The organism is Mycolicibacterium komossense, from assembly GCF_025822605.1.
In the GTDB taxonomy this organism is placed as follows: domain Bacteria; phylum Actinomycetota; class Actinomycetes; order Mycobacteriales; family Mycobacteriaceae; genus Mycobacterium; species Mycobacterium komossense.
The window spans coordinates 20,501-45,222 of sequence record NZ_JACKTY010000047.1 but is presented as its reverse complement, the minus strand read 5'-3'; the positions used below and the strand labels follow the sequence as shown (position 1 = coordinate 45,222).

Below are 24,722 nucleotides of genomic sequence, written 5' to 3'. Positions count from 1 at the left end.
CCGGTCGAGGTACGAGACCGGTGAGGAGCAAGGCAATTAGGTCGCCGAGTCGACCGATCCGGTCGAGGTACGAGACCGGTGAGGAGCGAGGCAATTAGGTCGCCGAGTCGACCGATCCGGTCGAGGTACGAGACCGGTGAGGAGCAAGGCAATTAGAGTGACCCCATGTCTGAGACATTGCGCGCCCTGTCCGGTCTGCCCCTGGAGCCGGTGAGCCTGGCCGATTCGACCCTGATCCTCATCGACTGCCAGAACACCTACACCGAGGGTGTGATGGAACTCGACGGCGTGCAGGCTGCGCTCGACGAGGCGGCGACGCTACTGGAGCGCGCCAGGACCGCAGGCATCCCGGTCATCCACATCCAGCATTCCGACGGACCCGGATCGCTCTACGACATCGACGGTCACACCGGTGCCATCGAGGCACGGGTAGCGCCGCGCGCCGACGAACCGGTGGTGGTCAAGTCTTACCCGAATTCGTTCGTGCAGACCGACCTCGAGGACAAGCTCAAGGCGATCGGTGCCACCAACCTGGTGCTGGCGGGGTTCATGACCCACATGTGCGTGAACTCCACCGCTCGTGGCGCATTCAACCTCGGGTATGCGCCCACCGTGGTGGCGTCAGCCACCGCGACGCGTGCGCTGCCTGGCGTCAGCGGCGCGGAGGTCCCAGCAGCTGCCTTGCAGTCCGCCAGCCTGGCCGCGCTGTCGGATCTGTTCGCCGTCGTCGTGCCGGGCCCCGGGACAATCCCGGACTGAGACGGCGAGGCGGTACGGTCGGTCGTCATGGGCGGTGAACTCGCACGGCGTTCGATGCTGACTCTGGCTGGTGCCGCCGCGGCCGCCCTGAGCGGTTGCGGGAGTCCACCGGAGCAGATGCGGCAGGCGTCCACGACACCGCTGGCGCCACCGCCGGCGGCGGATACCGATGTGCTGATGTTCATCCGCCACGCTGAGGACGCCCTCTCCAAAGGTGCACCGTACGGGGTGGCCGAGAGCGGCGAGCGCGATACTCGATCGCTGATCGTGCGCGGCTGGATGCGTGCCGGTGCCCTTGTCGAATTGTTCGACCCGCGCGGACCGGATGGGGAACAGATCGCGACTCGACCGGGAATCCTGCGGCCGACAACAATTTTCGCCCATAATCCCGGCGATGCCGACAGCAAGCGCTCCTTCGAGACGGCGAGCCCGCTGGCGGCCTCGCTCAAGCTGCCGGTCGATATCCGGTACACGATGAAACAGACTGCACAGCTGTCCGCGACGCTGAAGGGTATGCACGGGCCGGTACTGGTCGCCTGGCGGCACGAACAGATCGCGACGATCATCGCCGGCCTGGGTGTGGTCACGCCACCCCCACCGGCGTCGTGGCCGGAGAACCGCTACGACATGGTGTTCGTACTGACCCGCAACGGCGACGGCTGGACGTTCAGGCAGGTTCCGCAGATGCTGCTCGCCGGTGACCTGCTCACTCCGATCGGCTAGCCGGCGTCAGTTGCCCAGCCGGATCTGGACTCCGTTTCGTTGCAGTTGTTCGAAGGTGTAACTGAATTCGCCGCGATGGCTCACCGAGACGACATAGCGGTCCTGTCCCTCGGTGATGGGAAAAGTGAACGAGAAGGTGCAGGTGACGTCGGTGCCGCGGCCGTTGCCGAGGGTGGTGGTGGTCAGCACCTCGCCTTTGCCGTTCTTGACTATCAGTTGCGTGTCGCGGCCGATATCCGAATAACCGTCGACGCCTTGGCAGGATGTGCTGTCCGACGAGATCGAGTGGACGTAGGTGTCCGACTTCGTGTCGGTGAGAACGAAAATTCCTGACACCGTGGTGGTTTCGAGAATATGAAAGCCGTCGGAGTACTGCGGGCACAGAGCATCGACCGCGATCTTGTCCGCTGGCAGCCCCTGCTGCGGGCCCCCGTCGTCGAGCTGGCGGCAGACCTGCCTACCGTGCGCGAGCGCGTTTGCGTCGGAATTGAACTGGTCGGTCAAACCGGAGTCGTGAAGTGACGACAGGTAGTGCTCGTCCGGCGTGGGCGCCGTCCGGTGCCCCGGCAGCTGCAGTGCCCACACCATCGCCGTCACGATGACGATGACGACGGTCGCGACACCGGTGCCGAGCCAGGCCGAGCGGACGCTGTTGCGATCCGGTGACGGCACGTCGATGTACCCGGGCAGCATCCGGCCGCCGACCGGGTCGGTGGTCTTGGCTCTGCCGCTGCGCACTCGGCTGGTTGGGTGGCCGGTGATGTAGTAGCGGCCCTCGTGGCGTGCGGTGGGGTCCGGGCGCCAGCCGGTGGAGGTGAAGGTGTCACGCAGATTTCCGCATCGCGAGCAGACGCCGGTGTCCCCGACGTCGGAACCGCAGTGCGGGCATGTCATCGGCGTTGGCCCCCTGGTTCGAAGCGCATCGCATCCATTGTGGACCCTGTCTACCGGAATTCTCTCGGTGATCGCCAGACAACATCCGCGCTCCGCACCCCGCCGGACGACGCTCGTGTTTCGTCATCGACCGACGCACAATCGCTGCGTGCCGGCCCGAAAGGAGTTACACGATAAGGAGTTTGGCGTGTCTGACCCCGGCGGCGGATGCGCCGTCGCCCTGAGTGAGAGTTATTCGGTACGGAACAGGACCACTGCGATCAGGCATGCCGCACCGGTCATGACGGCGGCGTCGGCGATGTTGAAGACCGGCAGTCGGCCGACCGACAGGAAATCCACCACGTGTCCCCGCAGCGGTCCGGGGGCCCGGAAGACCCGGTCGACCAGATTCCCGCCGGCGCCCCCGAGCACCAGCCCGAAGCCGAGCGCCTGCCACGGCGAGGTCAGCCGCCGCCCCATCCAGGCGATGGCGATGGCGATGCCGGACACGATGAGGGTCAGGGCGGCGGTGTAGCCGGCCGCCACCGATAGCGCCGCACCGGCGTTGCGGGTGAGCGCGCAGGTAACCGCGTCTCCGAGCAGCGGCATCGGATGGCCCGGTGTCAGCAGCCCGACGGCTAGGACCTTGGTTCCCACGTCGAGCAGAAAGACCGCGGTGGCGACCCTTGCGAGCGTCCGGACTCGCGAAGGACGTACCGCACCGGCACTCGCTCGCGCGAACGTGCCCAGTTGCTCGGTCGTCATCGCTGCATGGTCGGTCATCGACGTGACCACCAAGGACCGATTCAGTTGACCGGCAGATGAATTTCGCCGATCACACGTCACGGAACCTGATCAAGCGCGTGTCGGCCGCACCGACTGGTGGGCGACCGTCGCCGCCGGTCGTCGCGTGGTGGGTCCTGGCCGCACCTCCGGGAAGCGCCGGTGCAGACCGTCGATGAGGCGGTGGGCCTCGTAAAGATCCCGACGCAGTTCCGCGGCCCGGCGCTGGTCGTGGGCGGTACCGCGGGACCGCAGATTTCGGCTGTTGCGCTCGGCGGCCAGCAGCTTGTCGGAGATCTCAGAGACCTGCTCGTGCAGTGCGGCAAGCAACAAGAACGCCTGGGCCACCGCCGGATCGTCGCGCATATCCGCATCGTCTCACCGCGCCCGAACGGGCGCGCACGGAGGGTGTCGCCGAACCAATGGCAGAATTCGGTTGATGCGGATGTCGGCCAAGGCGGAGTACGCGGTGCGGGCCATGGTCCAACTCGCGACCGTCAACGACGGCGCGCTGGTCAAAACCGAGGATCTGGCGAACGCGCAGGGTATCCCGCCGCAGTTTCTCGTCGACATCCTCTCGGATCTGCGCACCGATCGGCTCGTCCGCAGCCATCGCGGCCGCGACGGCGGATACGAACTCGGCCGTCCGGCGACCGACATCAGTATCGCCGACGTGCTCCGATGTATCGACGGACCATTGGCCAGCGTCCGTGACATCGGGCTCGGCGATCTGCCGTACTCGGGACCTACCGCAGCGCTGACCGACGTCTGGCGGGCATTACGGGCCAGCATGCGTTCGGTGCTGGAAGGCACCAGCCTGGCCGATGTTGCCACCGGAGCATTGCCGGGACACGTCGCCTCGCTCGCCGATGATTACCGCGGGCAGGAAACCGATCGCGGACACCGAACCGTTGGCTGATTCTTAGCCAAAAATGTTGCAAGTCAATCGTTTTCGATCTTCGGCTCGGCTTCAGGTTGCTCACCTTTGCCCCATTTCGGGTTGCCGTCGTCATCGAGCCATTCGCCGATAGCGGTGCCTGACACCGTCCCGTGTGAACCCGGGAGGGCCACAGTCGGGCGATCTTCGTACGCCTTGGCCATTTCTTTCGCCGATTCCTTGGCTGATTCGGAAGGTTCCATGCGTCACGGCTGCCCGAAAGTGGGATGGGTAAAACAGTCGCAGGTCCGGGCTGGCGGTGAAGGTGCTCGGCCCGACCCCGCCGATGCAGTACCGTGCCGGGTTTATGGCCCCCACAACGCCAGACGCAAACCCGGCCGCACTCCCGGACGCAGGCACGGCAACGCCGTCCCCCCGTGCGGTGCTGGGCAACCTGGGACCCAACTGGTTCGCATCGGTGATGGGCACCGGCATCGTCGCGAACGCGGCAGCCAGTCTGCCCGTGCATGTCCCCGGACAACGGGTCTTCGCGCAGGTTGTCTGGGTGATAGCGGCGCTGCTCCTGGTCGCCCTCGTGGTGACCGTGGGGGCGCACTGGATCCGGCACCCGACGGTGGCGCGTACGCACGCGCGCAACCCGCAGATGGCGCACTTCTACGGCGCTGCGCCGATGGCTCTGCTCACCGTCGGCGCGGGAGCGGTTCTGGTGGGCCGGGACCTGATCGGTGAACGCCTTGCGGTCGACCTGGACTGGATTCTGTGGTCGGCAGGCACACTAGGCGGCCTGTTCACCGCGTTGACCATCCCGTATCTGATGTTCACCCAGTACAGCGTCGAACCGGATGCGGCGTTCGGCGGGTGGCTGATGCCGGTGGTGCCACCCATGGTGTCGGCGGCGACGGGTGCACTGCTCATCCCGCACATGGTGCCGGGCACCGGTCGGGAGACCATGCTCTACGGGTGTTACGCGATGTTCGGGCTCTCCCTGGTCGCCTCACTGATCATCATCACGCTGATCTGGAGTCGCCTGGCCTATTACGGCACGTCCGGTACGGCCCGGGTGCCGACGCTGTGGATCGTGCTCGGCCCGCTGGGGCAATCCATCACGGCGGCAGGGCTTCTCGGGACGGCCGCCGCGCATGCGGTGGCGCCCGAGATAGCCAGCGGGATGAACGTCTTCGCCATCCTGTTCGGCGTTCCGGTCTGGGGATTCGCCGTGCTGTGGATCGGCCTGGCGACATCGCTGACGGTCCGTACCTTGCGTCGGGGAATGCCGTTCGCGCTGACCTGGTGGAGCTTGACCTTCCCCGTCGGCACGTTTGTGACCGGCACCAGCCAGCTGGCCCTGCACACCGGCCTGCCGGCGTTCAAGATCGCTGCGGCCGTCGCATACATCGGGCTGCTCGGCACCTGGCTACTGGTGGCGGTGCGAACTGCGCGGGGCAGCTTCCGGGGCAGCCTGTTTGCGGCCCCGCCACCCGCGGGGCCGGTAAAAGCCAAAAAAGACGCGGCGATGTGACTACTTCCGCGCGGTGAGCTCCAACGCGATGTTGTCAGGATCGCGGAATTCCAGAATGTAGGCGATCCCGATGTCCTTGACGGGCTCGTGTGGAATACCCAGAGCATCGAGATGTGCTGCTGCCGAATCTAATTCGCCCTTGTTGTCCACCGCGAACGCCAGATGGTCCAGGCCCACCCGATCTTCATCGAAACGGTCGTCACCTACCGGCCGAAGACCGATCAGGCAGTGGCCGAGGTTGTAGATGCACCCACCGAACAGGAAGCCCAGCTTTTCGCGGGTGGCGTCGTCGGCGTCATCAGGGACAGCCATCGCGATCGGCCAGCCGAACACGTCGTCGTAGAACTTCCTGGACCGTTCGAAATCGGTAACGGTGAGCCGGACATGCGATACGGCGGACGTGTTGATTGACATGCCGCCCATCGTGCCAGCGCCCGATTCGAGACATCCGGGCGGCTTCGCGTGCCAGAATCGCCGTCGTGCAGATTGGGATGACGTTGCCGGTGATGGAACCGGACCTGGATGCGGCGGTGCTGAAGAACTGGGCCAGGGTTGTGGACGACGGCCCCTTCTCGTCGCTGTGCTGGGGGGAGCGGATCGCGTTCGACAACCCCGACAGTCTGACGCTGCTCGGCGCCATGGCGGCCTGGACCGATCGCGTCCAGTTGGTGACCACCGTCATCGTGCCCCAGCTGCATGACCCGGTGATGTGCGCCAAGGCGCTGGCCACGGGCGACATGCTCTCCGGCGGGCGGCTGACCGTCGGAATCGGTGTCGGCGGCAGGCATGAGGACTACCACGCCGTCGGTGCGGATCCGAGAACGCAGACGATGCGCGTGATGGCAGAGCGGGTGGACATCATGAAGCGAGTCTGGGCGGGGGAGAAGATCACCGAATCGGTCCTGCCGGTCGGGCCCGCGCCGGTCCGCAAGGGCGGCCCAGGGCTGCTGGTCGGCACCATCGGCCCCAAAACAGTGCGCAGCGCCGCGGGATGGGCCGACGGGTTGGCCGGCACCACGCTGGATCTCGACCTCGCCGCGCAGGGCGCGCTGTTCGACGTCGCGCGGGAAGCGTGGGCGGCCGTCGGGAAGCCGGCGCCCCACCTGGGAACCTCCTTCTGGTTCGCGATCGGCGAGGGTGATGCACCGCGGGCGCAGGTGCACCATCACTTGCGTCGCTACATGAACTGGATCCCGGCGGAGTTCGTCGACGCGATGGCGGCGACGACGGGTTGGGCCGGTCCCGAGGATGAGTTGGCCGCGACCCTGCGGGCGTTCGAGGCGATCGGCACCGACGAGATCCACCTGATCCCCACCAGCTCCGATATCGACCAGCTCCGAAGGGTCGCCGATGTGGTGAGCGACTTCTGATGGCATTCGGTGATTACCAGTACGAGATCTACTTCGGCGGTCTGACCGGGGTGCTGCCCACGATGCCGATGACCTATGCCGAGTTGGAGGCGCGGGCGGAACAGGTGCTGCCACCATCGGTTTGGTCATACGTCGCGGGCGGCGCCGGCGACGAACGCACCCAGGATGTCAATGTCGAGGCATTCTCGCGGTGGGGCCTGCTGCCGCGAATGCTGGTGGGCGCCAACGAACGTGACCTTTCGGTCGAACTGTGGGGCCGGCGGTGGCCGGCGCCCATCTTCATGGCGCCGATCGGGGTGATTGCCTTGTGCGGTCAGGATGGGCACGGAGATCTGTCCACCGCCAAAGCCGCCGCGCGCACTGGTGTGCCGATGTGTGCGTCGACCCTGACCGAGGACCCGCTGGAGGATGTGGCCGCCGAGTTCGGTTCCACCCCAGGCTTTTTCCAGCTCTACACGCCCACCGATCGCGATCTTGCCGCAAGCTTCGTGCATCGCGCCGAGGCGGCGGGATACGCGGGCATCGTCGTCACCCTTGACACGTGGATCCCCGGTTGGCGGCCGCGCGACCTCGCAACGGCGAACTTTCCCCAGCTGCGAGGTAAGTGCCTGGCCAACTACACCAGTGACCCCAATTTCACCTCCAAGGTGGATGCGGACGTGACCGCTGATCCCAGGGCGGCAGTGCCGCACTGGGCCGGCATCTTCGGCAATCCGCTGAAGTGGGAAGACCTGAGGTGGTTGCGGTCGCTGACGGAGCTCCCGCTGATCCTCAAAGGCATCTGCCACCCCGATGATGTAAGGCGAGCAAAGGATTACGGAATCGACGGTATCTACTGCTCGAATCACGGTGGGCGCCAGGCCAACGGGGGGCTGCCCGCCATCGACTGTCTGCCCGGCGTTGTCGAAGCCGCCGGCGACATGCCCGTCCTGTTCGATTCGGGAGTGCGCTCCGGCGCCGATGTGATCAAGGCGCTCGCTCTGGGCGCCAGTGCTGTCGGGATCGGTCGGCCGTACGCGTACGGCCTGGCATTGGGTGGGGTCGGCGGCATCGTGCACGTGCTCCGCTCGATCCTGGCCGAAGCGGATCTAATCATGGCTGTCGACGGGTATCCCACGCTGGGGGACCTGACGCCCGACGCGTTGCGGCGGATATCGTGATACCAATGAGCCGCTTCGTCGCGATGGTGGTTGCCGCGCTGTTGGTCCTGGTGGGCTGCTCCTCCGGCGAGAGCTCCAGCAGTTCGTCCGCCAGTACATCGGTGGCCCCCAGCGTCGTCCACTCGACCCTGATCGATCTCCAGCTGCCGCTGGGGACAAAAATTTCCAGTCACGCCGACGGAGTGGAGATCTGGAAGACGCCGGGAAGCCAGGCCGACACCATCGCAGCGATCAAGCCCAAATTGCCGATCGGCAAGGAGCTCAAGGGATTTCCGTGGTGCTCGGAGACAACCGATGCCAAGACGGGCGCGGTGCAATGGCGGTGGGGTGGACCGGCAGGGGAGATCGATCTCATTCTGCTCACCAACGGTGAGCTGACCATCGAGCAGACAACAACGCCGGCCACCGGGTGCAGCTAGCCCGTTCATGCGAAAGTGAATCCATGTCGCAGCCCTCGACGAAGATTTCCCGACTCGACGAAAAGCAGAGCGCCTCGCGTGACGCGCTGAACGCGCTTCTCGACAGCACTCCGCTGGTCACCATCGCTCTCGTGCTTGACGGCCACCCGGTGGCCTTCCCGACGGGGTTCGCCCGGATCGGCGACGACATCGTCATCCACGGTTCCACCGGATCGCCGTGGCTGCGAGCGGTTGCTGCGGGCGCGCCGGTTGCCCTGTCGATGACCACGCTTGACGGAGTCGTGGTGGCGCGCAGCGCCTTTGAATCTTCGTTTCACTACCGAAGCGCGACGCTATTCGGCACGTTCGAGCAGATCGGTGCTGACGACAAAGAGCGATACCTGGAGATGCTGACCGATACCTTCATTCCCGGTCGCGTTGCCGAACTGCGGGCCAGCTCGCGCAAGGAGCTCGCGGCGACCGTCGCGATGCGCATGACGATCGGCGCGGACAACTGGTCAGTCAAGCTCAGCGACGGCTGGCCTGAGGATCCGGATGCGGATATCGCTGCCGGCACGTGGGGCGGTGTCGTACCGCTGACCACGGTCTACGGTGAGCCGCGCCGCGCACCCGACTGTGACCCGGCCATCCCGACACCCGGGTCGGTGCTCGGCCTGTCGGGCCCACTGGCCAATCGCTACAGCCCGTAGTTATCCCCAGTTGGATATCTATCCACACTCAAGGATCTCGGTGTAAAAATCGAACAGGTGTTCCCATAGCTTTGAGGCATGGATCCGGTAGCCGAAGCGCGTGTGATGGCCGCGTTAGAGGCTGTGGACGCTGCGTATTCGGTGTTGGCCGATACGTGCACTGACGGGGTGGGTCCGGCGTTCCGGATGGCGGTGGCGGTGCGGTTGGAGGCGGCCGCTCGGCATCATATGGGTTTGTCTTACCGGGTGGCGGGCGAGATCTGCGATCCCCCCGATGGTCCCGCGAAGCGTGGGGTGAAGGCCCGGTTGGCGCGGGAGTTGCGCGTCAATCGCTCGGAGGTGGATCGGCGGGCGAAACTGGCTGCCCGGGTCCGGGGACGTCGGGTCGGGTTGGGTTCGGACGCATTGCCCCCGGAGCTGCCGCGGTTGGCGAAGGCGCTACGCGAGGGTCTTGTTGGGGAGGCGCACATCGTTGAGGTGTGCAAGGCGCTGGATGCGTTGCCGCGGTGGGTGTCGCCAGTGCAGAAGTCGTGGGCGGAAAAGAAACTCGTCCGGCACGCCACTAAGCAGGATCCGGCATTTGTGGCGGTGGTGGGCAAGGCGCTCGATGCGATGCTCAACCCGGACGGGGTGTTCGATGACCGTGACCGCCAGGCCCGGCGTGCGGTCACGATGGGGCGGCAGGGGCCGGATGGAATGTCGAAGATTTCGGGGTATCTGACCCCGGAGGCGCGGGCATATTTCGAGGCGATCTCCGCGGCGGTGCGGCCGGGGTATCACGTGCCCGATACCGAGCAGACCGCTGTTGACGCGACGACCGATATCCGTACGCCGGGGCAGCGGCGTCACGATGCGTTGGTGTGGGGGATGCGCACCGCCCTTGAATCGGGAAATCTGGGCGCGCATCGGGGAATTGCGGTGATGGTGATTGCCCGCACGACGGTGCAGGATTTGGAGCAGGCCGCCCGAGCGGTGGCTGACCAATCGGTGCCGATGCCGCCGCCCGCCACGACTGGTGGCGGGTCGTGGTTGCCGATGCGGGAGCTGATTGCGATGGCCGCGCAAGGGGCGATGCCGTATCTGGCGGTGTTCGACGGGCATAGTGAGCGTCCGTTGTATTTGGCGCGGGGGCAGCGGTTGGCCACGGCCGATCATCGCATCATCTGTTATGCCCGTGATCGCGGGTGCACTCGCCCGGGATGTACGGTGCCCGGCTATGGGTGCGAGGTCCACCACGCCCCGGCCTGGGTTCCCGACGGTCCCGGTGATGCCGACAAATTGTTCTTCGCGTGCGGCCCCGACAACCGTGCCGAGGCGGTTGGCGACTATGAGACGACCGTCACCGCCGAGGGCCGTCTCGGCTGGTCCGATGGCACCGGCCCACCTGAAGTTAACCGAATCCACCACCCCGAAGAGCTTCTCGCGGAGGACGATCCATGACCGCGGATAGCGCTGCGCGCTTACAGTTGCTGGCAAATGGTAGGGGGAGTCATGGAGTGGATGACGATCGGCGGCTACGCACTCCTCGTCTTCATTGCGATCTCGGTGGTGTACATCGTCGTCGTGTTCATGCGCCGACTCAAGGCCAACGGGCTGCCTGAACCGCCAGGCTATGCAGCGCCGTATCTATCGGTGCTTGAAGGCCCGAGGGCGATTGTGGAACCGCCGGCATGGGTCTCGCAGCAGCTTTCAGAAGAACCCGACGAACCGTGCCGAGAGGCTTAATCGATCTTGCGCTACCAGTGGCCGGCGTAGACCACCATCGAGGCGACCAGAGTGACAATCACCCACAGCAACCAGCGTCTGGTCGATCCATGCGCCCGGCGGCGGTGATCCCGGGAGAGTGTTGTGCAGGGGCCGAGTCGAGTTTCGTGGTCGGTGGCAGAAACCTGACTGTGAAAGCCGAGTCTCTATCGAGGTCGAGCAGAATGCTGTCGAGCGGCCAAATTTCTGACCACGGCGGCCAGTTCGGAGCACCCGACGACAACGGTCTTGCAGCTGGCCCGGTAGGTATGGCCTTCGATGGTCCGTACTAACAGCGAGACGGCTTCAGCGATCCCGGGGATGGTCAATCCCTCGGCTACCAGCAGTGCGATCTCGTGCTCTCGTTTATGCAGGTCAAACGTGGTGCCCCCGGCAGGATTCGAACCTGCGGCCTTCCGCTCCGGAGGCGGACGCTCTATCCCCTGAGCTACGGGGGCGCAGTGTCTGGACAGTGCCAAGACAACCTGAGCCAATGGGCTTGGACAGACTAACGCATCGCGCGGTGTGCTCGGTGACAGTAATGGATTCGAGGCCTGACCACCTCAGACCATAGGATGGACGCTCGTGACACCCGCCGACCTGGCTGAGCTGCTCAAGATCACCGCTGCCGCGGTGCTGGCCGACCATGATCTCGACGCTGCCGCGCTCCCGCAGACCGTGACCGTCGAGCGCCCGCGTAACCCTGAACACGGTGACTACGCCACCAACCTGGCACTTCAGCTGGGCAAAAAGGTCGGCGCCAACCCGCGTGAATTGGCCGGCTGGCTCGCCGACGCTCTGACCAAGGCCGACGGCATCGCCGCGGCGGACGTCGCGGGCCCCGGCTTCGTCAACCTGCGGATCGAGGCGTCGGCGCAGGGTCTGATCGTCGACAACGTCATCTCCGCGGGCCGGACCTACGGGAATTCCGCCGACCTGGCGGGCCAGAAAATCAATCTGGAATTCGTCTCGGCCAACCCGACCGGCCCGATTCACATCGGTGGCACCCGTTGGGCCGCCGTCGGCGACGCACTGGGCCGCCTGCTGTCGACGCAGGGTGCGGGTGTGGTCCGGGAGTACTACTTCAACGACCACGGCGCCCAGATCGACCGGTTCGCGCGCTCGCTTGTCGCCGCAGCCAAGGGGCAGCCGGCACCGGAAGACGGTTACGCGGGCGGCTACATCGTCGATATCGCCGAGCAGGTGCTCAAACTGGCCCCCGATGCGATGAGCCTGCCCGATGACCAGCAGCAGGAGACCTTCCGGTCGATCGGCGTGGACCTGATGTTCACGCACATCAAAGAGTCGCTGCACGAGTTCGGCACCGATTTCGACGTCTACACCCACGAAGATTCGATGCACACCAGCGGCCGCGTCGATCAGGCCATCGCGAAGTTGCGCGAAACCGGCAACATCTACGAGAAGGACGGCGCAACCTGGTTGCGCACCACCGAGTTCGGCGACGACAAGGACCGCGTCGTCATCAAGAGCGACGGGCAGCCCGCCTACATCGCCGGCGACCTGGCCTATTACCTGGACAAGCGTCAGCGCGGATTCGACCTGTGCATCTACATGCTCGGGGCCGATCACCACGGCTACATCGCCCGCCTGAAGGCCGCCGCGGCCGCTCTCGGCGACGATCCCGACACTGTCGAGGTTTTGATCGGGCAGATGGTGAACCTGGTCCGCGACGGCCAGCCGATGAAGATGAGCAAGCGGGCCGGCACCGTCATCACGCTCGACGACCTGGTCGAGGCGATCGGAGTGGACGCCGCCCGGTATGTGCTGATCCGCTCGTCGGTGGACAGCCCGATCGATATCGACCTGGCGCTGTGGTCGTCGGCGTCCAGCGAAAACCCGGTCTACTACGTGCAATACGCGCACGCCCGGCTCTCGGCACTGGCACGCAGCGCGGCCGAACTCGGTATCACAGCGAGCACGGAACACCTCGGGCTGCTTACCCACGACAAAGAGGGCGCGCTGATCCGCAGTGTCGGCGAGTTCTCGCGGATCTTGAAATCCGCTGCCTCCCTTCGGGAACCGCACCGCGTCTGCCGCTACCTGGAGGACCTGGCCGGCGACTACCACCGGTTCTACGACGCGTGCCGGGTGCTACCTCAGGGCGACGAGGAGCCAGGAGATCTGCACGCCGCCCGGCTCGCCCTGTGTCAGGCCACCCGGCAGGTCATCGCCAACGGCCTGGGCATCCTGGGCGTGAGCGCACCGGAGCGCATGTGAACGCCCACCCCGCCGGTCCCCGGCACGCCGAAGGCGCTCATCCATCCGGTACCCCGCAGCGGCCGCAGACCAGTGAAGTCCTGGCGCTGGCCCCTAATGTATGGCCGCGCAACACTGTTCGTGGAGACGACGGCGTTGTCTCGATCGCGGGTGTCACGGTCACCGAGCTGGCCGCCGAGTACGGCACCCCGCTGTTCGTCATCGACGAAGACGACTTCCGCTTCCACTGCCGCGAGATCAGCGAGGCCTTCGGCGGCGGCGAGCACGTCCGGTACGCCGCCAAGGCGTTCCTGTGCAGCGAGGTGGCCCGGTGGATCGACGACGAGGGCCTGTCGCTGGATGTCTGCAGCGGCGGTGAACTCGCGGTCGCCCTGCATGCCAACTTCCCGCCTGAGCGCATTGCGCTGCACGGCAACAATAAATCGATCGACGAACTGACGATGGCCGTCAAATTCGGCGTCGGGCACGTCGTGCTCGATTCGATGACCGAGATCGACCGGCTCGACGCCATCGCCGGTGCCGCCGGCATCGTGCAGGACGTCCTGATCCGGGTCACCGTCGGCGTCGAAGCCCACACCCACGAGTTCATCTCGACCGCGCACGAGGACCAGAAATTCGGGCTGTCGCTGGCCAGCGGTGCGGCCATGGATGCCGTACGCAAGGTGTTCGCCACCGACAACCTGCGACTGGTCGGTCTGCACAGCCATATCGGTTCGCAGATCTTCGACGTCGCCGGCTTCGAGCTCGCCGCGCACCGGGTGATCGGCCTGCTGCGTGAGGTGGTCTCGGAGTTCGGCGTCGAGAAGACCGCGCAGATCTCGACCGTCGACCTGGGTGGCGGTCTAGGCATTTCGTATGTGCCACAGGATGATCCGCCGCCGGTACAGGAACTCGCCGCGAAGCTGGGCGCCATCGTGCGCAACGAGTCCGCGGCGGTCGGCCTGCCCGCCCCGCGACTGGTTGTCGAGCCGGGCCGGGCGATCGCCGGCCCCGGCACGATCACCCTCTACGAGGTCGGCACCGTCAAGGATGTCGCAGTCAGCCCGACCGCACACCGCCGTTATGTCAGCGTCGACGGCGGTATGAGTGACAACATCCGCACTTCGCTCTACGGCGCGGAGTACGACGTACGACTGGTGTCCCGGGTCAGTGAAGCCGATCCGACCCTGGCTCGCATCGTCGGAAAGCACTGCGAGAGCGGCGATATCGTCGTCCGCGACGCCTGGGTCAACGACGACATCAAACCCGATGACCTGTTGGGAGTGGCTGCGACCGGCGCCTACTGCTATTCGATGTCGAGCCGGTACAACCTGCTCGGCCGCCCCGCCGTGGTGGCGGTGCGCGACGGGCATGCCCGCCTCGTGTTGCGCCGGGAGACGGTCGAGGATCTGTTGAGTCTGGAAGTGAGGTGAACCGTGTCTGGTGTTGAGAAGCCGGTCGGGGTAGCAGTATTGGGTTTGGGCAACGTCGGAACCGAGGTCGTCCGGATCATCGAGGACAGCGCCGAAGATCTGGCCGCACGGATCGGTGCACCCCTGGTGTTGCGCGGTATCGGTGTACGCCGGGTCGCCGACGACCGCGGAGTGCCGGTGGGCCTGCTGACCGATGACATCGAGGAGTTGGTGTCCCGCGAGGACGTCGACATCGTGGTCGAGGTGATGGGTCCGATCGAGCCGTCGCGCAAGGCGATCCTGTCGGCGCTCGAACACGGCAAGTCGGTGGTCACCGCCAACAAGGCGCTGCTGGCCCAGTCGACCGGCGAATTGGCGCAGGCCGCCGAACATGCGCATGTGGACTTGTATTTCGAGGCCGCGGTGGCCGGCGCCATTCCGGTCATCCGCCCGCTGACCCAGTCGCTGGCCGGTGACACCGTGCTGCGGGTGGCCGGCATCGTCAACGGCACCACCAACTACATCCTCTCCGCGATGGACAGCACGGGCGCCGACTATGCCGACGCTCTGGCCGACGCCGGCGCTCTCGGCTACGCCGAAGCCGACCCGACCGCCGATGTCGAGGGGTACGACGCCGCGGCGAAGGCGGCGATCCTGGCGTCCATCGCATTCCACACACGGGTGACCGCAGACGACGTCTACCGCGAGGGCATCACCAAGGTCAGCTCCGACGACTTCGAATCCGCCCGGGCCCTTGGCTGCACGATCAAGCTGCTCTCGATCTGCGAGCGCATCACCACCGACGAAGGTCAGCAACGAGTTTCGGCTCGGGTGTATCCCGCGCTGGTTCCCTTGACCCACCCGCTGGCGACCGTCAACGGCGCCTTCAACGCGGTCGTGGTCGAAGCCGAGGCTGCCGGGCGGCTGATGTTCTACGGTCAGGGCGCCGGTGGCGCGCCGACCGCGTCGGCAGTGATGGGGGATCTGGTGATGGCCGCGCGTAACCGCGTGCAGGGTGGCCGCGGCCCGCGCGAGTCCAAGTACGCCGAGCTGCCGATCGCCCCGATGGGATTCATCCCGACGCGCTACTACGTCAGCATGCACGTGGCCGACCGGCCCGGTGTACTCGCTTCGGTGGCAGCTGAATTCGGCAAACGTGAGGTCAGCATCGCCGAGGTCCGCCAGGGCGGTGTCGTCGACGAAGGCGGCCAGCGTGTCGGTGCGCGGATCGTCGTCGTCACTCATCAGGCTACCGACGCCGCGCTCTCGGATACCGTTGCGGCCCTTGATGATCTGGATGTGGTGCAGAGCGTGACCAGCGTGCTGCGACTGGAGGGAACCAGCGAATGAGTGCCGTGAGCTCGAAGACTGCTGTGCACAAGCCCTGGCCCGGTCTGATCGCCGCCTACCGGGACCGACTTCCGGTTGGCGACGACTGGACGCCCATCACGTTGCTCGAGGGCGGCACACCACTGATCCACGCCGCGCGGTTATCCGAAAGGATCGGCTGCACAGTCCATTTGAAGGTCGAGGGGCTCAACCCCACCGGGTCGTTCAAGGACCGCGGTATGACGATGGCAGTCACCGACGCGCTGGCCCGCGGCCAGCAAGCCGTGTTGTGCGCCTCCACCGGCAACACCTCGGCCTCGGCGGCGGCCTACGCGGCGAAGGCCGGGATCACCTGTGCGGTACTCATCCCGCAGGGCAAGATCGCGATGGGCAAGCTCGCCCAGGCAGTCATGCACGGTGCGAAGATCCTGCAGATCGACGGCAACTTCGACGATTGCCTGGAACTCGCCAGGAAACTGACGGCCGATTTCCCGACGATTGCCCTGGTCAACTCCGTCAACCCGGTTCGTATCGAGGGCCAGAAGACGGCGGCGTTCGAGATCGTCGACGCCCTGGGCTACGCGCCCGACGTGCACTCGCTGCCGGTCGGCAACGCCGGCAACATCACCGCGTACTGGAAGGGCTACAGCGAGTACCACCGCGACGGTCTCTGCGAGACGCTGCCGCGGATGCTCGGCACGCAGGCTGCCGGCGCGGCTCCGCTGGTCTCCGGTGAACCGGTGGCGAATCCGGAAACCATCGCCACCGCGATCCGGATCGGCTCGCCCGCTTCCTGGGGCCCGGCCGTCGCCGCCCAGCAGCAGTCCGGCGGTCGTTTTGTCGCCGCCACGGATGACGAGATCCTGGCCGCCTACCACCTGGTCGCCGCCAGCGAAGGCGTTTTTGTCGAGCCCGCATCGGCGGCCAGCATCGCCGGCCTGCTCAAGTCGATCGACGACGGCTGGGTGCAGCGCGGCTCGACGGTGGTGTGCACTGTGACGGGTAACGGGCTCAAGGACCCCGACACCGCCCTCAAGAACATGCCGACGGTGGTTCCCGTGCCGGTCGACCCCGTTGCGGTGGTCGAGCAGCTGGGTCTCGTCTGAAGAGGTGGGGCTGTCGGTGAACGAGTTACTGCCCGCCGGGCTGACGGCCACTGCGGTCGTGGCAGCGTCGAGCGCCAACCTGGGGCCTGGCTTCGACAGCCTCGGCCTCGCATTGAGCCTGTACGACGAAATCGTTGTCGAGACAACTGAATCCGGTCTGCTGATCGAGGTCGAGGGCGAAGGGTTCGGTCAGGTGCCGCTGGGCCCCGACCACCTTGTGGTGCGCGCCATCGAACGTGGGCTGGAGGTCGCCGGTCTGCGCGCGCCCGGCCTGGTGGTGCGTTGCCGCAACGCCATTCCGCATTCCCGCGGTCTGGGCTCGTCGGCGGCGGCCGTGGTCGGTGGCCTGGCAGCGGCCAACGGGCTTGTGGCGCAATCGAATTCCGAGCCCATCAGTGAGCTCGACCTGGTTCAGCTGTCGTCGGAGTTCGAGGGTCATCCCGACAACGCCGCCGCTGCCGTGCTCGGTGGCGCGGTGGTGTCGTGGATCGATACCAACACGCACCCGCCCGTCTACTCGGCGGCGAAGGTGCGGCTGCATCCCGACATCCACCTGTTCGCGGCGGTTCCGGAGGTCAAGTCCTCGACCGCGGAGACCAGGGTGCTGCTGCCCGACCTGGTCAGCCACCAGGACGCGCGCTTCAACCTCAGTCGGGCCGCCTTGCTGGTGCTGGCCCTGACCGAGCGGCCGGATCTGCTCATGGCCGCGACCGAAGACGCCCTTCATCAGCGCCAGCGCGGACCGGCGATGCCCGCGTCGGCGGAATACCTCCAGCTGCTTCGGCGTTGCGGATTGGCAGCGGTGCTTTCAGGGGCGGGACCATCGGTTCTTGCGCTGGGAACCGCGCCCGATCTGCCCGCCGAGGTAATCGAATACGGCACCGCGCATGGGTTCACCGTCAACAAGATCGCCGTCGGTGATGGCGTTCGCTGGAGTTCCGGGGTCGCGACCAGGGCTTGAAAAGCTCAGACCGGACTCGCTGGGAGTGAGACCATTCTTGCTTCCGGCCAGGATGCGGGTTATTCTCGGATCCGTCCCGGCAATCGCAGCGTCTCCTGCGCCGACACTAGGACGACCACTCATTCTTTTGCGCTTCTCGTGGATTGACGGTCCGCCGTACAGCCGCGAATCCCGGCGATCACCGTTGCAGAGCCGACGGCGACACTTCGCGTTCAGCGATTTGCTGAGCGCACAGACCCCTCGCTTCACATATGCGGGGGAACGAAAGGAAATCCGTGACTGATACGGACCTCATCACGGCTGGCGACAGTGCCGAACAGACGGCACTGCTGAACCCCGTGACCTCGGGTGCTCCGGCATCCGCCGCCGGCAGCTCACTGGCCACCATGGTGCTTCCCGAGCTGCGTGCGCTGGCCGGCAAGGTTGGCGTCAAAGGCACGTCGGGGATGCGCAAGAGCGATCTCATCGCCGCCATCCGCGAGCGCCAGTCCGCCGGTGGCGCAGATGCCAAGGCCCCGGAGTCGAAGGCTTCCGCAGCCAAGGCGCCGGACGCAACGGCCCCGACCACAAAGTCCAATGGGGAGACCAAAGTCAATGGTGGCGGGCGTGGCGGCAATGCCACCGACGCCGCACCGGCCGAAGATACCGCACCGGCCACCCCGAGCGTGACCACTGAGACCGAGGCTCCGGCGCAGGCCGCCGAGAGCTCGGCCGAACCGGCCGAAGCTCCTCGCCGGCGGGAACGCCGTGGGGCTTCACGTAACGCGGGTGCACCGCCGGCCGAATCCGGCAACCAGGGCAACCAGGGCAACCAGGGCAACCAGGGCAACCAGCCCAACCAAGGCAACCAGGGCAGTCAGCCCAAGCAGGACGAGCGCGGTCAGAACGAGGGCGCCACCAAGCAGGACCGTGAGCAGAACTCCGGTGACCAGCAGGGCGGCAACCAGCAGAACAACCGCGGCAATAACAGCAACAACAACAACAGCGGCGGCGGGAACAACAACCGCAACAACAACGCCAACAACAGCCAGAACCAGAACAACCAGAACAACAACAACCAGAACGACGATGACGACGACGGTCGTGGCGGCCGCCGTGGTCGCCGGTTCCGTGATCGTCGGCGTCGCGGCGAGCGGGGCGGCCCCGAGGGCAGCACCGGTGGCGGCAACGACCGCGACACCGAGCTGCGCGAGGACGACGTCGTCCAGCCGGTAGCTGGCATCCTCGACGTGCTGGACAACTACGCGTTCGTCCGCACCTCCGGCTACCTGGCCGGACCCAATGACGTGTACGTCTCGATGAACATGGTGCGTAAGAACGGCCTGCGCCGCGGTGACGCTGTGACCGGTGCCGTCCGCGTGCCCAAGGACGGCGACACGTCGAACCAGCGACAGAAGTTCAATCCGCTGGTGCGCCTGGACACCGTCAACGGTGGGCCGGTCGAAGAGGCGAGGAACCGCCCTGATTTCACCAAGCTGACCCCGCTCTACCCGAATCAGCGGCTGCGCCTGGAGACCACTCCCGATCGCCTGACCACCAGGGTCATCGACCTGATCATGCCGATTGGTAAAGGCCAGCGGGCCCTGATCGTGTCTCCACCCAAGGCCGGTAAGACCACGATCATGCAGGACATCGCGAACGCGATCACCCGCAACAACCCCGAGTGCCATCTGATGGTCGTGCTCGTCGACGAGCGTCCTGAAGAGGTCACCGACATGCAGCGATCGGTCAAGGGCGAGGTCATCGCCTCGACCTTCGATCGGCCGCCGTCAGATCACACCCAGGCCGCCGAACTGGCCATCGAGCGGGCCAAGCGCCTGGTCGAGCAGGGCAAGGACGTTGTGGTGCTGCTGGATTCGATCACCCGACTCGGCCGTGCCTACAACAATGCGTCGCCCGCGTCGGGGCGCATCCTCTCCGGTGGTGTCGACTCCACCGCGCTGTACCCGCCGAAGCGGTTCCTCGGCGCGGCCCGCAATATCGAGCACGGTGGCTCGCTGACGATCATCGCCACAGCGATGGTCGAGACCGGATCCACCGGTGACACCGTCATCTTCGAGGAGTTCAAGGGCACCGGTAACGCCGAGCTCAAGCTGGACCGCAAGATCGCCGAGCGCCGGGTGTTCCCCGCCGTCGACGTGAACCCGTCCGGCACCCGTAAGGACGAGCTGTTGCTGTCCACCGATGAGTTCGCGGTGGTGCACAAGCTGCGCCGGGTGCTCTCCGGTCTGGACTCGCATCAGGCCATCGATCTGCTGATGAGCCAGCTGCGTAAGACCAAGACCAACTATGAATTCCTGGTGCAGGTCTCGAAGACCACCCCGGGGAATATGGACAACGACTAACCCTGCGAGCAGACACAAAGGTCCCCCATTTCCCGCGAAATGGGGGACCTTTGTGTCTGCTCGGCCAGGTCAGGGCACCAGCACCACTCGGGAGCCGGCAGGCTCCGGCGCGGTCCACAGCTGCTCCACCTCCGATAGCGGATGCGCCCGGGCGTCGACGTGCAGCGTGCCGGCCGCGACCATGGCGAACAGCGACGGCAAGATCTCAGTCGCGACCCGCGCCTGCTCGTCTACCGGAATGCTCCCGATACCGAATCCGCACAGTTCGATGCCTGCGCTGCGCACTACGCCGCCGGGCAGGCTGATGGTCTGGCCCGCCATCGAGCCCACCTCGACGTAGCGGGTGGCGTGAAAGCCGGTCCCGAGGTGATTGTTGCCCAGTGCGGCGAGCACCTGTTCGGCCGGTTCACCCCACAGGTAGTCGATGACGACGTCGAACGGTTGGGCGGCGTGTTCAGCGGCGACGCGCCCGGTGAGATCCTCGCTGCCCAGCGTGATGACGTCGTCGGCGCCGACGGTACGTAGCCAGGCCAGGCGCTCGGCGTTGCGGCCGGCCACCACGACGTTTCCGGCACCGAACTGCGTTTTCGCCAGCTGAACGGCAACTGCGCCGGTGACACCGGTCGCACCGAGGACCAGCACGCGTTGACCTGGCTGGATGCGCCCGGCGTACTCCAGGGACAACCACGCCGAGATGCCGGGGTTCGGCACGGCGGCACCCACGACGGGGTCGACACCCGCGGGTAGTTCGATCGCCCGGCTCGGGTCGATCAGGGCACGCTCGGCCATCATCCCGAAGGGGGCGAGGGCTCCGGTGTACACCAGTCGGCCGTCGGACAGCCGGGCCACACCGTCGACACCGGCGACCATCGGTAGCGCCAGTGATGCGCTCCCGTAGTGGTGGCCGGAGATCAGTCCCCGGTCGAGGTTCTTGACGGACGCGGCTTCGACGGTCGCAACCACCGCGCCGTCATCCGGTTGCGGGTCGGCGAAGTCGGCGTAGATCGGTACCCGGCCCAGTGCGTTCACGACGGCGGCTTTCATGTCTGCTCCTCACAGTGTGTTTCACAAGAAATAGTTTCTGTAGAAACCATAGGCTGGAACGCGCGTCGTGGCAAGATTGTTTCCATGAAAACCAAGTCGGAGGCTGTAGGCGTCATCAGTCAGCTGCTCGGCGCCCTATCCGACAAGTTCGACACCGACGATGACGCGGAGCGCGATTATCTGGCCGAGCATTGCCCCGGCCATCTCAAGAGTGCGGCCAGGGAGATTCCCACGCTGGCAATGCACCTGCTGGACCGGATCGGCGACGAGCCGGTCAACATCGTCGGACTGGCAGCCCAGTCCGGCCAGCTCAAGGGCACCGTGTCCAAGCACGTCCAGCGCCTGGTGGACGCCGGTCTGGTGGAACGCAACCCGGTTCCCGGCAACCGCAAGGAGATTCGCCTGAGTCTCACCGCTGACGGCCGGACGGTGGCGCGGGTGCACCGACAGATGCATGACGAAAAGGACGAGGGTCTGACGGAGTTCCTCTCGCGCTACAGCGCAGCCGAACTTGCCACGGTCACCAAGGTGCTCACCGACCTGTTGGCGACGCAGCGCCGCGGCGTCCGTCTGATCGGCGGTGCCGATCAGTGATCGGGTTCAGCCCTGGATGAGTCCAGGCATCACGTACTGCTTCAAGTAGCGCACCACTGCGGTGGTGTCATCCGGGTCGAGGGTGTTGCCGGGCACGGTGGCCACGCTGAGCAGGCTGCGCGCCACCCACTCCGACGCCTCTGTCATGTCGTGAACCTTGATCTCGCCGCGTTCCTGCGCCGCCAGAAGATACGGCTGCCAGAAGGCGCCGAGGTCGGGCACCAGTCCCTGCACGCCGGCGCCGGCACACGCCGCGAATTCTTCGGGCTCGTCGCGGCGCAGCTTCATGATGATGGCGCCGGGGGAGTCGTAGGCGGTCCTGCCCAGCTTCACGCCGGCCGCAATCTGTTCAGCCAGGCCGTTGACCTCGGCGAGCATCGCGTGGGACTCACCCCAGTAGGCGTCGTTGAGCCGGACGATCGCCGCACCGAGAAGTGCTGCCTTGTCGGGGAAGTGGCGGTACAACCAGCCGCGCGAAACCCCGGCGACCTCGGCGACCTCGGAGACCGTCGTGGCCCGAATGCCCTTGGTGCGCAGGCACACCTCGGCGGCGTCGATCAGTCGCTCGCGGACAGACTTGTTAGCCGTGTCGGGCGTCCCGGTGCGGGATTGGGTGTCTGGGCCAGCGGTCACCGTGGTGTTTCCGTTTCCATCTTTCGTGTTTTGGCTGTCACTGTTCGGTCGGGTCGGAGAACATCTTCGCAGAATGCCGGCCGCATCAGGGGGTCGATGAGTACGTAGGTTGGTAGACAGATCTAATATTTTGTTCACTCCGGGTGGATCGGCAGACGAGGCGGGTGCGATCAGTGGCGGAAACAATCCAGCAACTGTTACGGGAACGGTCGACGGACACCGGTCCTGCGGTGCGATTCGGTGACCGGCAGTGGACCTGGCGCGAACATCTGGCCGAAGCCACCACTGAGGCCGCCGCGCTCCTGCAGCTCGTCGACCCGCAGCGGCCGGTGCACATCGGCGTGTTGTTGGGCAACACGCCGGACATGCTGACCGCCATGGCCGCGGCCGGGCTGGGCGGATACGTGCTCTGCGGGATCAACAACACCCGCAGGGGCGCCGCTCTCGCGCGTGACATCCTGCACGCGGACTGTCAGATCCTGCTCACCGACGCGGCCCACCGCCACCTGGTCGCCGACCTCGACCTGCCCGGTGTGCGCGTCATCGACGTCTCGTCGCCGGAGTGGGTGGAGCTGCTCGCGCAGGCCGGTCACCTCCTACCGCACCGAGAAGTCGGGCCAACCGACACCTTCATGATGATCTTCACCTCCGGCACCAGTGGAGATCCCAAGGCGGTCCAGGTTGCGCACCTGACGGTGCTGTTCGCGGGTCTCGCGCTGGTCCAGCGATTCGCCATCACCGCCGACGACGTCTGCTACCTCTCGATGCCGCTGTTCCACTCGAACGCGTTGCTGGCCGGCTGGGCTGTCGCCGTCGGCGCGGGGGCGGCGATGGCGCCGGCGTCGTTCTCCGCCACCGGGCTCGTCGGGGACCTGCGCCGCTACGGCGCGACATACATGAACTACGTCGGGAAGCCACTGGCCTACGTACTGGCCACCCCGGAACACCCCGAGGATGCCGACAACCCGCTTCGGGTGGCGTTCGGCAATGAGGCCAGCGACCGCGATATCACCGAATTCGGCCGGCGCTTCGGTTGTGCGGTGTGGGACGGTTTCGGCTCGACGGAGGGGGCGGTCATCGTCACCAGGGAGGACAACTGCCCCCTGGGTTCGGTCGGGAAGGGCTTCCCCGGTGTCGCCATCTACGACCCCGAGACCGTCGCGGAATGTCCGACGGCCGAATTCGACGCCGCCGGGGCACTCGTCAACGCAGACAAGGCCATCGGTGAATTGGTCAACACCACCGGTGCCGGGCTGTTCCAGGGTTACTACAAAGACAAGTCCGCGACCGACGATCGGCTGCGCAACGGAATGTACTGGTCCGGCGATCTGGCCTACCGCGACTCGGATGGCTGGATCTACCTCGCCGGTCGCACTGCGGACTGGATGCGCGTCGATGGCGAGAACATGACCTCGGCTCCCATCGAACGGATCCTGCTGCGGCACGACGCGATCAACAGGGTCGCCGTCTATCCGGTGCCGGATGAGACCGTCGGGGACCAGATCATGGCTGCCCTCGTGCTACGCGACGGTGCCGAGCTGACGCCGGGCGACTTCGGTGAGTTTCTGGCCGCCCAGTCCGACCTCTCGCCGAAGGCCTGGCCGCGTCATGTCTGGATTACCGACGACCTGCCGTCGACCGCGACCAACAAGGTGGTCAAGCGTGAACTGATCGCCGCGGGAGCCAGCCCGGCCGGCGGTCTGCGGTGGACGCGCCAGGGTCGCGCGCAGGTCTATACGTCGCAGGAATAGCCCACCTGGCAGACGTGTTTAGGAAGATGGCGGCTGACCTGGCATAATGGACCGCCGACCACCTCAGGTTCCGGTTCACGCCCAAATATCCAGGTCAGGAGTGGGCGACCCGGCGGCCGACGATCGAAGAGGACACCATGAAAACCGGTATTCATCCTGCCTACAACGAGACCACCGTGGTCTGCGGTTGCGGCAGCACATTCACCACTCGCAGCACCAAGGAAAACGGCCAGATCACGGTCGAGGTGTGCTCGCAGTGCCACCCGTTCTACACCGGCAAGCAGAAGATCCTCGATAGCGGCGGCCGCGTTGCGCGCTTCGAGAAGCGTTACGGAAAGCGCAAGACCGCCGATTCGGCGGCCGACAAGTAGTTGCACTGCCGGCGCCCGATCCT

Annotated in this window: 26 protein-coding genes, 1 tRNA gene and 1 pseudogene; 19 read left to right on the top strand and 9 right to left on the bottom strand. The window is 66.0% G+C overall.

Going from position 1 to position 24,722, the window contains the following annotated elements; translation table 11 throughout:
• The first annotated feature begins 165 nt into the window (after window positions 1-165).
• Window positions 166-759: a cysteine hydrolase family protein gene (locus H7J73_RS27805; RefSeq protein WP_264071033.1), complete on the top strand. Its 594-nt coding sequence runs from the start codon at window positions 166-168 to the stop codon at window positions 757-759.
• A gap of 27 nt (window positions 760-786) precedes the next feature.
• The gene (locus tag H7J73_RS27800) at window positions 787-1,482 is read left to right on the top strand and encodes a hypothetical protein (protein ID WP_264071032.1); all 696 of its coding nucleotides are present in this window, start codon (window positions 787-789) and stop codon (window positions 1,480-1,482) included.
• 6 nt (window positions 1,483-1,488) lie between these two features.
• On the opposite strand, the gene H7J73_RS27795 is transcribed toward H7J73_RS27800, so the two are convergent.
• The 3 genes from H7J73_RS27795 to H7J73_RS27785 form a co-directional block, all read right to left on the bottom strand.
• A complete protein-coding gene (locus H7J73_RS27795; protein WP_264071031.1) occupies window positions 1,489-2,376 on the bottom strand; it encodes a DUF732 domain-containing protein in 888 nt (295 codons plus the stop codon).
• Between the two features lie 231 nt (window positions 2,377-2,607).
• Window positions 2,608-3,120 (bottom strand): signal peptidase II, encoded by a 513-nt coding sequence (locus H7J73_RS27790; RefSeq protein ID WP_264071030.1) that lies wholly within the window; start codon window positions 3,118-3,120, stop codon window positions 2,608-2,610.
• Window positions 3,121-3,210: 90 nt separating this feature from the next.
• Window positions 3,211-3,504 (bottom strand): hypothetical protein, encoded by a 294-nt coding sequence (locus tag H7J73_RS27785; RefSeq protein ID WP_264071029.1) that lies wholly within the window; start codon window positions 3,502-3,504, stop codon window positions 3,211-3,213.
• 73 nt (window positions 3,505-3,577) lie between these two features.
• Between H7J73_RS27785 and H7J73_RS27780 the strand changes: the two genes are divergently transcribed.
• Entirely contained in the window at window positions 3,578-4,057 is a 480-nt protein-coding gene (locus H7J73_RS27780; protein ID WP_264071028.1) for an Rrf2 family transcriptional regulator, read from the top strand.
• A gap of 23 nt (window positions 4,058-4,080) precedes the next feature.
• Here the strand turns inward: H7J73_RS27780 and H7J73_RS27775 are convergent, their stop codons facing one another.
• Window positions 4,081-4,278 carry a hypothetical protein gene (locus tag H7J73_RS27775; RefSeq protein WP_264071027.1) on the bottom strand — a complete coding sequence of 66 codons (198 nt, stop codon included), beginning with the start codon at window positions 4,276-4,278 and terminating at the stop codon, window positions 4,081-4,083.
• 104 nt (window positions 4,279-4,382) lie between these two features.
• Here H7J73_RS27775 and H7J73_RS27770 point away from each other — a divergent pair, with 104 nt between their 5' ends.
• Window positions 4,383-5,555: a TDT family transporter gene (locus H7J73_RS27770; RefSeq protein ID WP_264071026.1), complete on the top strand. Its 1,173-nt coding sequence runs from the start codon at window positions 4,383-4,385 to the stop codon at window positions 5,553-5,555.
• Here H7J73_RS27770 and H7J73_RS27765 read toward each other — a convergent pair whose 3' ends face one another.
• Window positions 5,556-5,969, bottom strand: coding sequence for a VOC family protein (locus H7J73_RS27765; RefSeq protein ID WP_264071025.1), 414 nt, complete (start codon window positions 5,967-5,969; stop codon window positions 5,556-5,558).
• Between the two features lie 77 nt (window positions 5,970-6,046).
• On the opposite strand from H7J73_RS27765, the gene H7J73_RS27760 reads away from it, so the two are divergent.
• From H7J73_RS27760 to H7J73_RS27735, 6 genes are all read left to right on the top strand, one after another.
• On the top strand, window positions 6,047-6,925 hold the full coding sequence (locus H7J73_RS27760; protein ID WP_264071201.1) for an LLM class flavin-dependent oxidoreductase: 879 nt from the start codon (window positions 6,047-6,049) through the stop codon (window positions 6,923-6,925).
• Entirely contained in the window at window positions 6,925-8,085 is a 1,161-nt protein-coding gene (locus tag H7J73_RS27755; RefSeq protein WP_264071024.1) for a lactate 2-monooxygenase, read from the top strand. The genes H7J73_RS27760 and H7J73_RS27755 overlap by 1 nt, the downstream gene beginning before the upstream one ends.
• 5 nt (window positions 8,086-8,090) lie before the next feature.
• Window positions 8,091-8,504: a hypothetical protein gene (locus H7J73_RS27750; RefSeq protein WP_264071023.1), complete on the top strand. Its 414-nt coding sequence runs from the start codon at window positions 8,091-8,093 to the stop codon at window positions 8,502-8,504.
• A 23-nt stretch (window positions 8,505-8,527) separates the two neighbouring features.
• Entirely contained in the window at window positions 8,528-9,193 is a 666-nt protein-coding gene (locus H7J73_RS27745) for a pyridoxamine 5'-phosphate oxidase family protein (RefSeq protein ID WP_264071022.1), read from the top strand.
• A gap of 78 nt (window positions 9,194-9,271) precedes the next feature.
• Complete coding sequence (locus H7J73_RS27740; protein WP_264071021.1) at window positions 9,272-10,633, top strand: HNH endonuclease signature motif containing protein; 1,362 nt, start codon at window positions 9,272-9,274, stop codon at window positions 10,631-10,633.
• 51 nt (window positions 10,634-10,684) lie between these two features.
• Window positions 10,685-10,918 carry a hypothetical protein gene (locus tag H7J73_RS27735; RefSeq protein WP_264071020.1) on the top strand — a complete coding sequence of 78 codons (234 nt, stop codon included), beginning with the start codon at window positions 10,685-10,687 and terminating at the stop codon, window positions 10,916-10,918.
• Between the two features lie 11 nt (window positions 10,919-10,929).
• On the opposite strand, the pseudogene H7J73_RS27730 reads toward H7J73_RS27735, so the two are convergent.
• A pseudogene (locus H7J73_RS27730) lies at window positions 10,930-11,050 on the bottom strand (DUF8686 domain-containing protein); the annotation flags it as partial.
• 268 nt (window positions 11,051-11,318) lie between these two features.
• A tRNA-Arg gene (locus tag H7J73_RS27725) sits at window positions 11,319-11,394 on the bottom strand.
• Between the two features lie 127 nt (window positions 11,395-11,521).
• On the opposite strand from H7J73_RS27725, the gene argS reads away from it, so the two are divergent.
• The 6 genes from argS to rho all read left to right on the top strand — a co-directional run bounded on the left by argS (window position 11,522) and on the right by rho (window position 20,306).
• Window positions 11,522-13,174 (top strand): arginine--tRNA ligase, encoded by a 1,653-nt coding sequence (argS, locus tag H7J73_RS27720; RefSeq protein ID WP_264071018.1) that lies wholly within the window; start codon window positions 11,522-11,524, stop codon window positions 13,172-13,174.
• Entirely contained in the window at window positions 13,171-14,586 is a 1,416-nt protein-coding gene (gene lysA, locus H7J73_RS27715; RefSeq protein WP_264071017.1) for a diaminopimelate decarboxylase, read from the top strand. Before argS ends, lysA begins: the two co-directional genes overlap by 4 nt.
• 3 nt (window positions 14,587-14,589) lie before the next feature.
• Window positions 14,590-15,915: a homoserine dehydrogenase gene (locus H7J73_RS27710; RefSeq protein ID WP_264071016.1), complete on the top strand. Its 1,326-nt coding sequence runs from the start codon at window positions 14,590-14,592 to the stop codon at window positions 15,913-15,915.
• Complete coding sequence (gene thrC / locus H7J73_RS27705) at window positions 15,912-17,000, top strand: threonine synthase (RefSeq protein ID WP_264071015.1); 1,089 nt, start codon at window positions 15,912-15,914, stop codon at window positions 16,998-17,000. Before H7J73_RS27710 ends, thrC begins: the two co-directional genes overlap by 4 nt.
• 16 nt (window positions 17,001-17,016) lie before the next feature.
• Window positions 17,017-17,961, top strand: coding sequence for a homoserine kinase (thrB, locus tag H7J73_RS27700; RefSeq protein WP_264071014.1), 945 nt, complete (start codon window positions 17,017-17,019; stop codon window positions 17,959-17,961).
• Between the two features lie 275 nt (window positions 17,962-18,236).
• Window positions 18,237-20,306 carry a transcription termination factor Rho gene (gene rho, locus H7J73_RS27695; RefSeq protein ID WP_264071013.1) on the top strand — a complete coding sequence of 690 codons (2,070 nt, stop codon included), beginning with the start codon at window positions 18,237-18,239 and terminating at the stop codon, window positions 20,304-20,306.
• 69 nt (window positions 20,307-20,375) lie between these two features.
• Here the strand turns inward: rho and H7J73_RS27690 are convergent, their stop codons facing one another.
• Window positions 20,376-21,350 carry a quinone oxidoreductase family protein gene (locus H7J73_RS27690; protein WP_264071012.1) on the bottom strand — a complete coding sequence of 325 codons (975 nt, stop codon included), beginning with the start codon at window positions 21,348-21,350 and terminating at the stop codon, window positions 20,376-20,378.
• An 84-nt stretch (window positions 21,351-21,434) separates the two neighbouring features.
• Between H7J73_RS27690 and H7J73_RS27685 the strand changes: the two genes are divergently transcribed.
• The gene (locus tag H7J73_RS27685) at window positions 21,435-21,944 is read left to right on the top strand and encodes a MarR family winged helix-turn-helix transcriptional regulator (RefSeq protein ID WP_264071011.1); all 510 of its coding nucleotides are present in this window, start codon (window positions 21,435-21,437) and stop codon (window positions 21,942-21,944) included.
• A 6-nt stretch (window positions 21,945-21,950) separates the two neighbouring features.
• Here H7J73_RS27685 and H7J73_RS27680 read toward each other — a convergent pair whose 3' ends face one another.
• Complete coding sequence (locus tag H7J73_RS27680) at window positions 21,951-22,577, bottom strand: TetR/AcrR family transcriptional regulator (protein WP_264071010.1); 627 nt, start codon at window positions 22,575-22,577, stop codon at window positions 21,951-21,953.
• A gap of 173 nt (window positions 22,578-22,750) precedes the next feature.
• On the opposite strand from H7J73_RS27680, the gene fadD1 reads away from it, so the two are divergent.
• Entirely contained in the window at window positions 22,751-24,328 is a 1,578-nt protein-coding gene (gene fadD1 / locus H7J73_RS27675; RefSeq protein ID WP_264071009.1) for a fatty-acid--CoA ligase FadD1, read from the top strand.
• A gap of 137 nt (window positions 24,329-24,465) precedes the next feature.
• On the top strand, window positions 24,466-24,699 hold the full coding sequence (gene rpmE / locus H7J73_RS27670) for a 50S ribosomal protein L31 (protein ID WP_264071008.1): 234 nt from the start codon (window positions 24,466-24,468) through the stop codon (window positions 24,697-24,699).
• The last annotated feature ends 23 nt before the right edge of the window (window positions 24,700-24,722 follow it).

Bases quoted from the DNA above. Each gene is read 5' to 3' on its own strand.
- H7J73_RS27785 (WP_264071029.1), bottom strand. From the start codon at position 3,504: ATGCGCGACGATCCGGCGGTGGCCCAGGCGTTCTTGTTGCTTGCCGCA.
- H7J73_RS27690 (WP_264071012.1), bottom strand. From the start codon at position 21,350: ATGAAAGCCGCCGTCGTGAACGCACTGGGCCGGGTACCGATCTACGCC.
- H7J73_RS27740 (WP_264071021.1), top strand. From the start codon at position 9,272: ATGGATCCGGTAGCCGAAGCGCGTGTGATGGCCGCGTTAGAGGCTGTG.
- rpmE (WP_264071008.1), top strand. From the start codon at position 24,466: ATGAAAACCGGTATTCATCCTGCCTACAACGAGACCACCGTGGTCTGC.
- H7J73_RS27760 (WP_264071201.1), top strand. From the start codon at position 6,047: ATGACGTTGCCGGTGATGGAACCGGACCTGGATGCGGCGGTGCTGAAG.
- H7J73_RS27765 (WP_264071025.1), bottom strand. From the start codon at position 5,969: ATGTCAATCAACACGTCCGCCGTATCGCATGTCCGGCTCACCGTTACC.
- H7J73_RS27755 (WP_264071024.1), top strand. From the start codon at position 6,925: ATGGCATTCGGTGATTACCAGTACGAGATCTACTTCGGCGGTCTGACC.
- thrC (WP_264071015.1), top strand. From the start codon at position 15,912: ATGAGTGCCGTGAGCTCGAAGACTGCTGTGCACAAGCCCTGGCCCGGT.
- H7J73_RS27735 (WP_264071020.1), top strand. From the start codon at position 10,685: ATGGAGTGGATGACGATCGGCGGCTACGCACTCCTCGTCTTCATTGCG.
- H7J73_RS27800 (WP_264071032.1), top strand. From the start codon at position 787: ATGGGCGGTGAACTCGCACGGCGTTCGATGCTGACTCTGGCTGGTGCC.
- H7J73_RS27745 (WP_264071022.1), top strand. From the start codon at position 8,528: ATGTCGCAGCCCTCGACGAAGATTTCCCGACTCGACGAAAAGCAGAGC.
- H7J73_RS27775 (WP_264071027.1), bottom strand. From the start codon at position 4,278: ATGGAACCTTCCGAATCAGCCAAGGAATCGGCGAAAGAAATGGCCAAG.
- H7J73_RS27685 (WP_264071011.1), top strand. From the start codon at position 21,435: ATGAAAACCAAGTCGGAGGCTGTAGGCGTCATCAGTCAGCTGCTCGGC.
- H7J73_RS27770 (WP_264071026.1), top strand. From the start codon at position 4,383: ATGGCCCCCACAACGCCAGACGCAAACCCGGCCGCACTCCCGGACGCA.
- H7J73_RS27780 (WP_264071028.1), top strand. From the start codon at position 3,578: ATGCGGATGTCGGCCAAGGCGGAGTACGCGGTGCGGGCCATGGTCCAA.
- H7J73_RS27805 (WP_264071033.1), top strand. From the start codon at position 166: ATGTCTGAGACATTGCGCGCCCTGTCCGGTCTGCCCCTGGAGCCGGTG.
- H7J73_RS27795 (WP_264071031.1), bottom strand. From the start codon at position 2,376: ATGACATGCCCGCACTGCGGTTCCGACGTCGGGGACACCGGCGTCTGC.
- H7J73_RS27790 (WP_264071030.1), bottom strand. From the start codon at position 3,120: ATGACGACCGAGCAACTGGGCACGTTCGCGCGAGCGAGTGCCGGTGCG.
- H7J73_RS27750 (WP_264071023.1), top strand. From the start codon at position 8,091: ATGAGCCGCTTCGTCGCGATGGTGGTTGCCGCGCTGTTGGTCCTGGTG.